This is a genomic window from Kitasatospora sp. NPDC002227 (assembly GCF_040296285.1).
In the GTDB taxonomy this organism is placed as follows: Bacteria; Actinomycetota; Actinomycetes; order Streptomycetales; family Streptomycetaceae; genus Kitasatospora.
The window spans coordinates 1-11921 of the sequence record NZ_JBEOWY010000093.1 but is presented as its reverse complement, the minus strand read 5'-3'; the positions used below and the strand labels follow the sequence as shown (position 1 = coordinate 11921).

The 11921-nt window shown below is 71.4% G+C and carries 11 protein-coding genes; 3 read left to right on the top strand and 8 right to left on the bottom strand.

Going from position 1 to position 11921, the window contains the following annotated elements:
* Positions 1–451 precede the first annotated feature (451 nt).
* The gene (gene tyrS / locus ABT095_RS37840; RefSeq protein ID WP_350534172.1) at positions 452–1714 is read right to left on the bottom strand and encodes a tyrosine--tRNA ligase; all 1263 of its coding nucleotides are present in this window, start codon (positions 1712–1714) and stop codon (positions 452–454) included.
* A gap of 285 nt (positions 1715–1999) precedes the next feature.
* Here tyrS and ABT095_RS37835 point away from each other — a divergent pair, with 285 nt between their 5' ends.
* Positions 2000–2503, top strand: a complete 504-nt coding sequence (locus tag ABT095_RS37835) for an HNH endonuclease (protein WP_350534170.1) — start codon at positions 2000–2002, stop codon at positions 2501–2503.
* Between the two features lie 56 nt (positions 2504–2559).
* Here ABT095_RS37835 and ABT095_RS37830 read toward each other — a convergent pair whose 3' ends face one another.
* The 6 genes from ABT095_RS37830 to ABT095_RS37805 all read right to left on the bottom strand — a co-directional run bounded on the left by ABT095_RS37830 (position 2560) and on the right by ABT095_RS37805 (position 8288).
* A complete protein-coding gene (locus ABT095_RS37830; RefSeq protein WP_350534169.1) occupies positions 2560–4533 on the bottom strand; it encodes an outer membrane protein assembly factor BamB family protein in 1974 nt (657 codons plus the stop codon).
* A 98-nt stretch (positions 4534–4631) separates the two neighbouring features.
* Positions 4632–4931, bottom strand: coding sequence for a 4a-hydroxytetrahydrobiopterin dehydratase (locus tag ABT095_RS37825; protein WP_350534168.1), 300 nt, complete (start codon positions 4929–4931; stop codon positions 4632–4634).
* 60 nt (positions 4932–4991) lie between these two features.
* Complete coding sequence (locus tag ABT095_RS37820; RefSeq protein ID WP_350534167.1) at positions 4992–5756, bottom strand: sulfite exporter TauE/SafE family protein; 765 nt, start codon at positions 5754–5756, stop codon at positions 4992–4994.
* A 120-nt stretch (positions 5757–5876) separates the two neighbouring features.
* Positions 5877–6905 (bottom strand): SPFH domain-containing protein, encoded by a 1029-nt coding sequence (locus ABT095_RS37815; protein WP_350534166.1) that lies wholly within the window; start codon positions 6903–6905, stop codon positions 5877–5879.
* A gap of 36 nt (positions 6906–6941) precedes the next feature.
* The gene (locus tag ABT095_RS37810; RefSeq protein WP_350534171.1) at positions 6942–7355 is read right to left on the bottom strand and encodes an NfeD family protein; all 414 of its coding nucleotides are present in this window, start codon (positions 7353–7355) and stop codon (positions 6942–6944) included.
* A 141-nt stretch (positions 7356–7496) separates the two neighbouring features.
* Entirely contained in the window at positions 7497–8288 is a 792-nt protein-coding gene (locus ABT095_RS37805) for an ABC transporter ATP-binding protein (protein ID WP_350534165.1), read from the bottom strand.
* Positions 8289–8487: 199 nt separating this feature from the next.
* Between ABT095_RS37805 and ABT095_RS37800 the strand changes: the two genes are divergently transcribed.
* On the top strand, positions 8488–9282 hold the full coding sequence (locus ABT095_RS37800) for an Rv1486c family protein (RefSeq protein ID WP_350534164.1): 795 nt from the start codon (positions 8488–8490) through the stop codon (positions 9280–9282).
* Between the two features lie 127 nt (positions 9283–9409).
* On the opposite strand, the gene ABT095_RS37795 is transcribed toward ABT095_RS37800, so the two are convergent.
* Complete coding sequence (locus tag ABT095_RS37795; RefSeq protein ID WP_350534163.1) at positions 9410–11266, bottom strand: helix-turn-helix domain-containing protein; 1857 nt, start codon at positions 11264–11266, stop codon at positions 9410–9412.
* Positions 11267–11473: 207 nt separating this feature from the next.
* Here ABT095_RS37795 and ABT095_RS37790 point away from each other — a divergent pair, with 207 nt between their 5' ends.
* Positions 11474–11791, top strand: a complete 318-nt coding sequence (locus ABT095_RS37790) for a cupin domain-containing protein (RefSeq protein WP_350534162.1) — start codon at positions 11474–11476, stop codon at positions 11789–11791.
* Positions 11792–11921 lie beyond the last annotated feature (130 nt).

Sequence of the window (11921 nt, the reverse complement as noted above, 5' to 3'; positions counted from 1 at the left end):
AGGAATCTCCAACCCCGATCCACAAGGATCAAGGCCGGGGATGTCAACATATCTGGCGTTGACTTTTGGCACGCTGTTGAGTTCTCAAGGAACGGGTGCTTCCTTCGAGCGGCCTTCCGACCGACCCTCCGGGCTTCGTTCTTTCGTGTTTCCAGCCTAGCAGATGTTTTCCGCTCCGTTTTCCGGAGTTTCACTCAACCGCTTTTCGCTGGTGCCTTTCGGCTTCCCCGACCCTATCAGAGCTTTTCGTTCGGCTTTTCCATACGGAAAAGCACACACCGAATCGCTCAGCAGTTTCAGGGATCCGCCTGTTGATCTCGCTCGGACTGGGTCGAAACCAGCCCTCCCGGTTCAGGCGGCTTGGACCACGTTAGGGCAACGCGAGGGCCAGGTCAAACACCGAGGGGCCGGATCTGGCTGGATCCGGCCCCTCGGGTGACTGGTATTCGACTCAGGCGGAGAACTCGATCGCGGCGAGGTTGCGCTTGCCACGGCGGAGGACGAGCCACGTGCCGTGGAGGAGGTCGTCCGCCGAGACGGTGGCCTCCTCATCCGTCACCTTGGTGTTGTTGAGGTAGGCGCCACCCTCCTTGATCGTCCGGCGGGCGGCCGAACGGGACGGGGCGAGGCCGGATTCGACCAGGAGGTCGACGACCGGGAGGAGCTCGGTCACGGTGGCCTTCGGCACCTCGGCGAGGGCTGCGGCCAGCGTGGCGGACTCGAGGTCGGCGAGGTCGCCCTGGCCGAAGAGGGCCTTGGAGGCGGCGACCGCACGCTCGTACTGCTCCGCGCCGTGGAGCATGGTGGTCAGCTCCTCGGCGAGGGCGCGCTGGGCCAGTCGGGCCTGCGGACGCTCGGCGGTCTCGCGCTCCAGTTCCTCGATCTCCTCCCGCGAGCGGAAGGAGAAGATGCGCAGGAAGTTCGATACGTCCCGGTCGTCCGCGTTCAGCCAGAACTGGTAGAAGGCGTACGGGGTGGTCAGCTCGGGGTCGAGCCAGACGGTGCCGGACTCGGTCTTCCCGAACTTGGTGCCGTCCGCCTTCACGATCAGCGGGGTCGCGAGCAGGTGGACCGACTTGCCCTCCGCCTTGCGGATGAGGTCACTGCCGGCCGTGAGGTTGCCCCACTGGTCGCTGCCGCCGGTCTGCAGGGTGCAGTTGTAGCGGCGGTTCAGCTCCAGGTAGTCCATGCCCTGGAGGATCTGGTAGCTGAACTCGGTGTAGCTGATACCCGCGTCGGAGTTGAGCCGTCGGGCGACGGCCTCCTTGGCGATCATGTTGTTGACCCGGAAGTACTTGCCCACGTCGCGCAGCAGGCTGATCGCCGACATGCCGGACGTCCAGTCCAGGTTGTTCACCATGCGGGCCGCGTACTCGCCCTCGAAGTCGAGGAAGCGCGAGATCTGACCGCGCAGGCGGTCGACCCAGTTGGCGACCGTCTCGGGGTCGTTGAGCACGCGCTCGGCGGTGGGCTTGGGGTCGCCGATCAGGCCGGTGGCACCGCCGACCAGGCCGAGCGGGAAGTTCCCCGCCAGCTGGATCCGGCGCATGGTGAGGATCTGCACCAGGTTGCCGAGGTGCAGGCTCGGGGCCGTCGGGTCGAAGCCGCAATAGAAGGTGACCGGGCCGTCCGCGAACGCCTTGCGCAGTGCGTCCTCGTCGGTGGACAGGGCGATCAGCCCACGCCACCGCAGCTCGTCGACGATGTCCGTCACGGTCACGCTTCTCCTTCGGTCGGGCGTCCGGCGTGGTCATGGAATGGCCCGTTCTTCGGGCCGTCCGCCGGGACGACTCCAGCGTTCTAGAGAGTACGCGCTCATGGCCAGCGAGTTTCCCGGCAGGCCGGGGGCCCGGGCACAGGTGGGGGCGCAGGCGGGACGAAAACCCGTTGTTCCCGGGACTGCCTGCGGTTCACAGTGGGGCGACGACCGTCCGCCGGGCGGGGTGTGGATCTAGGGCGGCTGGGCCGTCGGGCGCAGCCGTTCGGGGAGGTGTCCGGAATGCGCAACACGCTGGTGCTGAACGCGAGCTACGAGCCGCTGACGACGGTGTCGCTGCAGCGGGCCGTGGTGCTCGTGCTGCAGGACAAGGCGGTCGTCGAGCAGGCCCATCCGATGCGCGTGGTACGGGGTACGGGGGTCTCCGTACCGGTGCCTCGGGTGATCAGACTGCAACGGTACGTCCGGGTGCCGTTCCGACAACGGGCCCCGTGGTCCCGGCGGGGGGTCCTGGTGCGTGACCAGCACCTGTGCGCGTACTGCGGGCGGCGGGCCACCACGGTGGACCACCTGCAGCCGAAGTCCCGTGGTGGGGCCGACACTTGGCTGAACACCGTGGCCGCCTGCGCCGAGGACAACCAGCTGAAGGCGGACCGGACGCCGGAGCAGGCCGGCATGCGGCTGCTGCGCGCCCCGTTCGAGCCGACCCCGGAGGCCACGCTGATGATGGCGCTGGGCCTCCGCGAGGCCGGCGACCTGGCCGCCTGGCTACCCGCCGTGGCCTGAGGAGAACGTGAGTGAGGGGGCTGCCCGTACCGACGGGCAGCCCCCTCGCTCTGTTGTCAGCCCTTGGCCTGGAAGGCGGTGGCGGTGCCGAAGTTGGCGGAGTGGTCGGGGATGACCAGGAACTTGCCGTTGCCGGTGAGGAGGCGGCCGGAGGTGAGGAGGGATCCTGTTCCCTGGGGGTAGGCGCCGCCGGCGGTCTCCTGGCCGCCCGTGGCGGTGAAGCGGCTGAGGTGGGCGGGCTGGTCGAGGCGCTCCTCGAAGGCCAGCAGGAGGGCGCCGTTGTCGTAGCCGACGGCGCGGCCCTTGCCCTTCTCGGTGGCGGCGGTCTTCCAGCTCTGCTTGCCCGTGGCGAGGTCGTAGCCGGCCACGGTGGTGGACTTGCCGTCGGCCGGGGTCAGCGTGGTGACGAGGGTCTGGCCCTGGAAGAAGACGTTCGGCACCGGGTCGAAACTGCCGCGGGCGGCGTCCAGCCGGCCGGCGGGGCCGGAGAGCGGGATCTCCGCGGCCGGGTCGCCGCTCGCGCCCCAGGCGAAGAGGCGGTCGTCGGTGGGCTGGGCGCCGGTGGTGAGGACGACTGCGGGTTCGGCGGAGAGCACGGTGACGGTCTTGGGCTGGTTGTTGAGCCCGCGCCACCACTTGACCTTGCCGTCGGTGGCGTTCAGCGCCACGGCCTGGTCGACCGGGTTGCTGTCGGCGCAGCTGCTGTGCAACAGCACGGCGGCGCCGTTGGCGCTGCCGGAGAGGCTGCAGTACTTGCCCTGGCCGCCGTACTGCCAGAGGTCCTTGCCGTCGGCGGTCGCCCAGGCGGCGGCCTTGTCGTCGCCGACCGCGATCACGGCGGCGTCGGTGACGGCGACGTGGGCGGCGTAGTTCTCCTTGGCGTCGGAGAGGTTCTTCTGCCAGGGGGACTTGCCGGTCTTGGTGTCGACGGCGGTGACCATGGTGCAGGGGCTCTTCGGGTCCGCCTGGGGGCGGAACAGCACGGCACCCACGCCGCCCGCGTTGACGCTGGGCGACAGGCCGCAGGGCACGGCGCCGGCGGCCGGGGGCGCGACCGTCCAGGTCGGCTTGCCGTCGGCGAGGGCGTAGGCGTGCACTCCGGTGCTGTCGGCGCGGACCACCGCGTCGGCCAGCAGCCAGCTGCCGACCAGGCTGTCATCCGCCCCGGCGGGGGCGGCGGAGGCGGGCTGGGCGGCCCAGGCCTTGGAGTGGGCCACGGCGAAGCCGGGCGCGGCGGCGGTGGAGTCGCCGGAGCCGCCGGAGGAGCTGTCGTCGCCGCTGGTGGCGATGACACCAGCAGTGATCAGGACGGCGAGCGCGGCGGCGCCGGCGCCGGCGCGGATGAGCAGCGAGCGGCGGCTGGGGGCGTGCTCGCCGGAGATCACGGCCTCGGCGGCGGCCTTGGCGCGCTCGACCAGTCCGCCGCGGGCGGCGGGCTTCTCGGCCTCGGCGGCCTCGGCGGCTTCGGCAGCCTCGGCGGCGGGCTCGGCCTCGGGTGCGACGGGCTCCCCCGCGGCGGGCTGGCCGGTGCCGTACGGGGCGTAGTAGCCGTCGGCGCCGGGCGGGGCGTAGAGCTGCTGCTCGGCCGGGTCGGTGACCGGGGTCTGGTAGGTGCCGTACGGCTGCTCGGCAGCGAGACCCTGCCCGGTCGGGTAGGCCTGGCCCTCGGTCGGATACGCCTGGCCTTCGGTCGGATAGGTCTGGCCCTCGGTCGGGTATGCCTGCCCGGTCGGATAGGCCTGGCCCTCGGTCGGGTACGCCTGCGCGGGGAAGGCCTGGGTCTGCTGGCCGTAGTCGGGCTGGCCGTAGTCCGGCTGGTAGCCGGCCGGGTAGCCCTCGGGGGCGTACGGGCCGGGCTGCTGCTGCCACTGCTGGGCCTGCTGGCCGTGCTCGGGGGTGCCGCCGCTCCAGGGCTGCTGTCCGTCGGCCCAGGAGTCGGCCTGCTGGCCGTTCTGCTGGGGGTACCAGGGCTGCTGGTAGTCGTACCCGACGGGCTCCTGCCCGGCCGTGCCGGTGTGCTCCTGAGCCATGCGTTCCGTCCGTCCAGACTGCTTGCGACAGCTGCCAGCATCTCATGGACGACGGGGGCCACCGGCCGGTCCGGGGCGGAGCGTGGGCTGACGGACGCTCAGGAGGCCGTGCGCAGCGCCTCGTCGATGCGGGCGGCCATGGTGAGGTCCAGGCTGGTCAGGCCGCCTGCGCTGTGCGTGGAGAGGACGAAGCGCAGGGTGCGCCAGCGGATGTCGATGTCAGGGTGGTGGTCGAGTTCCTCGGCGGCCTCGGCCACCACACCGACCACCCGGATCGCGGTGGGGAAGCTGGCGGTCTCGGCGGTGCGGGCGATGCTGTCGCCGTCCCTGGTCCACTCGGGCAGGGCGGTGAGGCCCTCGGCGATCTGGTCCTCGGTCAGGCGGGCTCGCTGGCTCATCCCTGGTCTCCGGTCTGTTGGGACGGTGGAGGTGCTCACAGGAGCATAGGTAGCGTGGGCTCAGCTGGTCAGGAGGTGGATGACGGCGGCGAGCCCCACCACCACGATGACGCCGCGCAGCGCGGCCGGGGGCAGGCGGCGGCCGATCTTGGCGCCGAGCAGGCCGCCGAGCACCGAGCCGAGGGCGATCAGCCCGGCGGCGGTCCAGTTGACGGTGGAGGTGAAGAGGAAGAAGACGGCGGCGACGCCGTTGACCAGCATCGCGAGGACGTTCTTGGTCGCGTTGATCCTCAGCATCGTCTCGTCGAGCAGGATGCCCATGATGGCGAGCATCAGGACGCCCTGGGCGGCGCCGAAGTAGCCGCCGTAGACGGCCGAGCAGAACAGGCCGACGAGCAGCAGCGCCCCGCCGTCCCCGCCGCTGCCGCGGCCGTCGGCGCGGCGGGCGGCCAGGGCTCGGGCCAGCCTGGGCTGGAGCAGCACGAGTACCAGGGCGAGCAGGATGAGCACCGGGACGATCGCGTCGAAGGCCTTGCTGGGCAGCTTGACCAGCAGGAAGGCGCCGAGCAGGCCGCCGAGGAGAGCGGCCGAGCCGGTGCGGATCAGACGGGTGCGCTGGCCGCTGAGTTCACGGCGGAAGCCGTAGGCGGCGCTGAGGCTGCCGGGGACCAGGCCGATGGTGTTGGAGACGTTCGCGGTGACGGTGGGGAGGCCGAAGGCGAGGAGCACCGGGAAGGTGATCAGGGTGCCGGAGCCGACCACCGCGTTGATGGTGCCCGCGCCTACTCCGGCGAGGAGGACTGCGAGGCTCTCCCAGAACGTCATGAGGTGATCATGCCGCCGGGGGGTGGGTGGGGGCCAGGGTGGTCCGGTATGCGGATGATCACGCGTGGGAAAGCGAAAGGGCGCGGGGTGGGGACCCCGCGCCCTTCAGGAAGTGTGAACTCACTCCGGGTCGATCGGCGGGTACTCGCGGGTGGGCTCGACGCGGGGGCGGGCGGCGCCGCCCTTGGGGTCGCTGTCGAGGGGGCGGGGGCCGCTGGGGGTCTTGTCGACGGGCACCTGGACGGCCGGGGGGGCCGCCTGGGCGCCGCCGTTGGCGCCGGTCAGGCCGGTGAAGGCGCCGCCGAGGCCCTTGAGGGCGTCGCCGACCTCGCTGGGGATGATCCAGAGCTTGTTGGAGTCGCCCTTGGCCAGCTCGGGCAGGGTCTGCAGGTACTGGTAGGCGAGCAGCTTCTGGTCGGCGTCGCCCTCGTGGATGGCCTCGAAGACGGTCCGGATCGCGGCGGCCTCACCGTCGGCGCGCAGCACGGCGGCCTGGGCCTCACCCTCGGCGGTCAGCACCGCGGCCTGCTTCTCACCCTCGGCCCGCAGGATGGCGGCCTGCCGGGCACCCTCCGCGGTGAGGATCGCGGCGCGCTTGTCACGGTCGGCGCGCATCTGCTTCTCCATCGAGTCCTGGATGGAGGTCGGCGGCTCGATCGCCTTGAGCTCGACGCGGTTGACGCGGATGCCCCACTTGCCGGTGGCCTCGTCCAGCACGCCGCGCAGACCGGCGTTGATCACCTCGCGGGAGGTCAGCGTCGACTCGAGGTCCATCGAGCCGATGATGTTGCGCAGGGTGGTGACGGTGAGCTGCTCGATGGCCTGGATGTAGCTGGCGACCTCGTAGGTCGCGGCCCGCGGGTCGGTCACCTGGTAGTAGATGACGGTGTCGATGTTGACCACCAGGTTGTCCTGGGTGATCACCGGCTGCGGCGGGAAGGGCACGACCTGCTCGCGAAGGTCGATCCGGTTGCGCACGTTGTCGATGAACGGCACCACGATGTTCAGACCGGCGCTGAGCGTACGGGTGTAGCGGCCGAAGCGTTCCACGATCGCGGCGCTGGCCTGCGGGATCACCTGGATCGTCTTGATCAGTGCGATGAAGGCCACCACGACCAGGACGACCAGCACGATAAGGACGGGTTCCACGGATCTTCTCCCCTTAAGACACTGACCTGAACTGCTCTACACGACCAGGGCGGTTGCGCCCTGGATCTCCACCACGTCGACCTGCTGCCCCGGCGCGTACACGCTGCCGGGGTTGAGCGCGCGGGCTGACCAGATCTCGCCGTTCAGCTTGATCCGCCCGCCCTCCCCGTCGTCGACCTGCTCCTGGACCACCGCGGTGGCGCCCCGGAGCGCGTCGATGCCCATCGGCGCGACCGTGCCCTTGCGCAACTGCCGGTAGGCGATGGGCCGGACGAACACCACCATGGCCACCGAGACGCCCACGAAGACCAGGAACTGCGGCACCACGCCGGCGCCGAGGCCGGCCGCCAGTGCGGCGGCCGCGGCCCCGACGGCGAACATGGCGAATTCCGGCATCGCGGTGAGCACCAGCGGTACGCCGAGTGCCAACGCGGCCAAGAGCCACCAGATCCAGCCGTCCACGGATCCATCCTAGGGAGAGGAGGACTACTGGGACGACAAGTTCCCGCAGGTCGTGCAGCAGAAACCGGCCAGGCGTACGAGCCCGGCGAGTTCAGCCGGTTTCAGGGGTGTGCAGCAGCGGGGTTCGGTTCAGCCCAGCGGGAGGCCCTGGGCGGACCAGCGGTCGCCGTGGCGCTCGAGGGTGAGCGGGAGGCCGAAGCAGACCGACAGGTTGCGGGCGGTGAGCTCGGTCTCGATCGGGCCGGCGGTGAGCACCTTGCCCTGACGGATCATCAGCACGTGGGTGAAGCCGGGGGCGATCTCCTCGACGTGGTGGGTGACCATGGCCATCGCGGGCGCCAGGTCGTCCTGGGCCAGCGCGCCGAGGCGGCGCAGCAGGTCCTCCCGGCCGCCGAGGTCGAGGCCGGCGGCCGGCTCGTCGAGCAGCAGCAGCTCGGGGTCGGTCATCAGGGCGCGGGCGATCAGGGTGCGCTTGCGCTCGCCCTCGGAGAGGGTGCCGAACTTGCGGGTGGTGTAGCCGGCCATGCCGAGGCGGTCGAGCAGGGCGAGCGCGCGGGCCTCGTCGGTGGTCTCGTACTGCTCGCGCCAGCTGACCGTCATGCCGTACGCGGCGGTGAGCACCGTCTGCAGCACGGTCTGGTCGTGCGGGAGCTTGTCGATCATCGAGGCGCCGGCCAGGCCGATCCGCGAGCGCAGCTCGAACACGTCGACCGAGCCGAGCTTCTCGCCGAGGACGGCGGCCTGGCCGGTGGACGGGAACAGGTAGGTGGCGGCGACCTGCAGCAGGGTCGTCTTGCCCGCGCCGTTGGGGCCGAGGATCACCCAGCGCTCGCCCTCCGAGATCGACCAGGAGACCTGGTCGACCAGCGCGCGCCCCTCCCGGGTCACGGTTACGTCCACCAGCTCCAGCACGTCGCTCATGCCTACGCCTTCCCCAATGCAGAATTCGGCCGCCCTCGGCCCTGCGCTCGGGGCCTGCGGGGCGGTCCACTCGTGTCGACCAGTCGGTGCGGGCGGGCAGCCTACCGTTGCCGGGTAAGGCCTGGGAGGGGGTGCACCGCTCGCTGCACAGAGCAAACCTACGCCACGCGGGTGGCCGCTCATTCCGTAGGCTGGCCGGATGCGTTTCTCTGCTGCCGCCGACCGTTTCACCGAACCCCGCTCCGGGCGTCTGACCGCCTGGGGCAACGCGCTGCTCAAGGGTTTCGCCCCGCCGGACAACGCGGCGCTGGGGATCCAGGGCACCGACGAATCCCACCGGGTCACCGGCCTGCCCGGGGACGCCGAGGGCGAGCTGCACAGCCTCGCCTGGTCGCTCGGGCGGCTGCGGGTGCTGGGCGTGACCGGCTTCCGGCTCGCGCTCCCCTCCCCCGGCCACCTGCTGGGTCTGGCCGGGCCGGCCGCCTTCAACTCGGCGGCCCTGGAGGCCGGAGAGGCGGTGGTGTGCGCCGGGACTCCGCTGGGCTTCGTGCCCGAGATCGAGACCTACGGCCCAGCCGGGGACCAGGGCGTACGGGTGCTCTGGCGCGGCTCGGTGATCGGGGACGGGCCGGGCGCGGACGTCGCCTCGCTGGACGAGGCCGAGCGCGGGATGGCCGACGCCGTCCGGGAGGCCACCCTGATGCTCACCAAGCTGGACGTGGCGGGCGCCGGCCCCGCCGCCCTGCGGGCCCTCGACACCCTGCGCCGCCAGGAGCACAGCGAGGTCCTCGCCCCGGGCTACTCCGGCCGCGCCGTCCGGGTGCTCGGCTCGGCCCGCCAGGTCTCGGCCCTGCTCGGCATCGCCCTGGACGACCACGGCGCAGCGGTGAGCGCCGGCGAACTGGCGGCCCGCCGCGAGGTGCTGGCGCCCCTGCTGCGGACGGCCCGCCGGGCCCAGGTCGCGGCGTACAACTCCCTCGTCGACTGGCCGTGAGGCGGCCTGACGAGGCATCCGCGATCTGCTCGGTCATCACGCCGGACGGGCCGGCACCCGCTGTGGGGAGGGTGAGCGGCCTGCCCGGGTACACCGACGAAACTCCCTGGTCAGTGACGTTCGAAGGCTAGCGGAGGTCATTCTCCACAGCCCTGTCGCAAGGGGTGGGGTCGGGCAGGGTGGTCCGGGGCGTTCCGGGGGTGGCCTGGAGCGCGGCCGCGAGGCTGCGCAGCCCGGACTGTTTGCCAGGGGCGTCTTCGCCGTCGGACAGCGGGCCGACCGAGAGGTTGGACAGGAGCATCCATCCCAGGAGCGCCTCGGCGGTGTGGATGTGCCCGCGGACGGTGGCCGGGTAGAGGCCAAGGCGTTGGGCGGCGGTGTCGACCCGGAAGTCCTCGCGGGTCCAGGTGCGGAGGGTCCGCGCGAGAGTGTCGCCGCTGGTGGTGCGCTGGTCGGCGCATTCCTGGCTGAGTGGGGCGAGCGCGGCGGTGGCCCAGTCGGTGACCGGTGGCTGCGCCAGGAGGTGGGCGAGGGTGGGCGTGGCCTGGGGGGCCGGGTCGGTGGCCGGGCCGTGCAGGGCGTGGATCTGCAGGGCGAGGGAGAGGGTGATGCGATCGGCGGCGCGGTCGGTGGCAAGGCCGGTGGCCCGGAGCACGGTGTGGATGCGGCGGCTGAGGGTGTTTCGGTGGATGCCGAGTATCCGGGAGGCAGCCGAGACGTCGAACTCGAGACCGATGGTGACGGTGGGCAGTTGCTTCTCGGCACCGCGCTGGTCGAGGACTGGCTGGAGCAGGGCGGTGGCCCACTGTTGTGCGGTGGGCGGGTCGAGGGCGTCCAGCAGGCCGAGGGTGAAGGGGGCGACGGCGGCGCGGGTGGGGCTGATCCGGGCGGTGGCGATGGCGTCGTAGGCCAGGGCGAAGCCGGTGGCGGCGTCTTCGAGGGGCAGCGTGGGGCTGATGCCCAGGCTCAGCTTGTGGCTGCGGTCGGCAACCAGGGCCCGCAGGGCGGTGACGGCCGGTGCTTCCGGCAGGTCGGGGTCGCAGTGCGGGGCGACGGTGATGATGTGTCCGTCGAAGGCGGGGCACCGTACGGCGAAGCCGGTGTCGGACAGCAGGGTCTCGACTCGGGGGAACATCCCGTCGCGGGAGGTGCCGGCGCAGTCGATGATGGCGATCTGGACGTCGTCCGTGTCGAGCAGGTAGGGCGAGAGGGGCCCCAGGATGCGCTGGGCGGGTTCCACGTGGCCGGTCATCAGGGCTTGGAACGCGGCCAGGCGTACGGCGTGCAGGGTCTCGGCGAGCACGGTGCCGCCTGTGGGTACGGACGGGTGCCGACGGATCGTGAGGACCGTGGCGGCTCGGGCCAGCAGCTCCCGGTCGGAGGTGCTGAATGGGTGGTGGCGGCGGGCGGTGAGGAGGCGGTCGTCGTCCCGGAGGGGGTGGGTGGAGGTGAAGGTGCTGTCCACCGCGGGGAGCACGGCGGTGGGGAGCTGAAGGCTCACTTCCGCGTCCAGCTGGCGGGCCAGCCAGTCCAGGAGCACACCGGCCGGGGGGCTGTCGTTGTCGAGGTGGTCCAGGAGACGGGCGAGGCGGGCGGCGTGCCGGTCGGCTGCCTGCCGGCGGTGTTCGGTGATCTGCGGGATCAAGGTGTGGCGCCAGGTTGCCACGGGTGCGCCGGAGGTGAGCAGCGGGAGTGCCGCGTGACGAGCGGCTTCGACCAGTGGCCGTTGCGGGTGGGGCGGCGCGTCGGCCGCGAGGATCAGGCCGGCCGCGCCTTGGTCGGCCAGGTACCGCAGCCAGACGGGTGCCTGCCCGAGGTCGATCGTGCCGGGTGACCAGACGAGGAGCGTGCCGGACGGCCGGGCGGGGTGGTCGCCTGGCGCGAGCAGTGCGGCACGGTCCACGACCCTGTCGTCGGTGACGGCGGTGTGCAGGGGCTGCAGAAGGTACTCGGGCTGGCGGGTGAGGGCCGCGAGTGTGAGCATCACGTCTCCTCCGACGGGGTGGGGCGGCAAGGTTATCCGGGATGCCGGGTCGCGCAGTGCACGCGTGCTGTGCATCCTGCGGAAAGTAGTGCAGGTGTGGCGTAGTAAGCCCCGTCGAAGATCCTTACGCTGATCCACACCCGGCGGACGGTAACAGGCCGCCGCCGCAAAGCAATTGAAGTGGGGATACCTATGCTTCCGGGTTTCGTGAGCGTTCACCTGAACCAGGCCCCGGTGTCGGACACTCGGGTCAACGAGCACATTACGATGCGCCGGCTGAAGGATGGCACGCCGAACGACCCCAGCGTGATCATGTTGCTGGAGTTCGCGCCGGGCGCGCGGTTCGGCGAGGACCGGCACTCGGTCCGCGAGATCGTTCACGTGCTCAAGGGCGAGTTCGGCGACGGCACGAACGCCTGGCCGGTCGGCACGCTGCTCTGCGCCGAGCCCGGATCGGTGCACTACCCGCAGTCGGCGACCGGCTGCACGATCCTGGTCGTCCACCCTGACGGCGAGGACGCCTGACCGGATTCGCGGGGCGTTCCGCCCCACTGCCCTGTAGGCGGTTTCTAGGGGTCGTTGCAACACGTGGTCGGTTGTCTAGGCCGCGAGGAGTTTAGCCAGACGCTCGGCTGGGGTTTCCCAGCCGAGCGTT

Excerpts from the sequence above, each read along its gene's own strand:
- ABT095_RS37795 (WP_350534163.1), bottom strand. The coding sequence starts at position 11,266 with ATGCTCACACTCGCGGCCCTCACCCGCCAGCCCGAGTACCTTCTGCAG.
- ABT095_RS37830 (WP_350534169.1), bottom strand. The coding sequence starts at position 4,533 with ATGGCTCAGGAGCACACCGGCACGGCCGGGCAGGAGCCCGTCGGGTAC.
- ABT095_RS37800 (WP_350534164.1), top strand. The coding sequence starts at position 8,488 with ATGCGTTTCTCTGCTGCCGCCGACCGTTTCACCGAACCCCGCTCCGGG.
- ABT095_RS37825 (WP_350534168.1), bottom strand. The coding sequence starts at position 4,931 with ATGAGCCAGCGAGCCCGCCTGACCGAGGACCAGATCGCCGAGGGCCTC.
- ABT095_RS37820 (WP_350534167.1), bottom strand. The coding sequence starts at position 5,756 with ATGACGTTCTGGGAGAGCCTCGCAGTCCTCCTCGCCGGAGTAGGCGCG.
- ABT095_RS37835 (WP_350534170.1), top strand. The coding sequence starts at position 2,000 with ATGCGCAACACGCTGGTGCTGAACGCGAGCTACGAGCCGCTGACGACG.
- ABT095_RS37805 (WP_350534165.1), bottom strand. The coding sequence starts at position 8,288 with ATGAGCGACGTGCTGGAGCTGGTGGACGTAACCGTGACCCGGGAGGGG.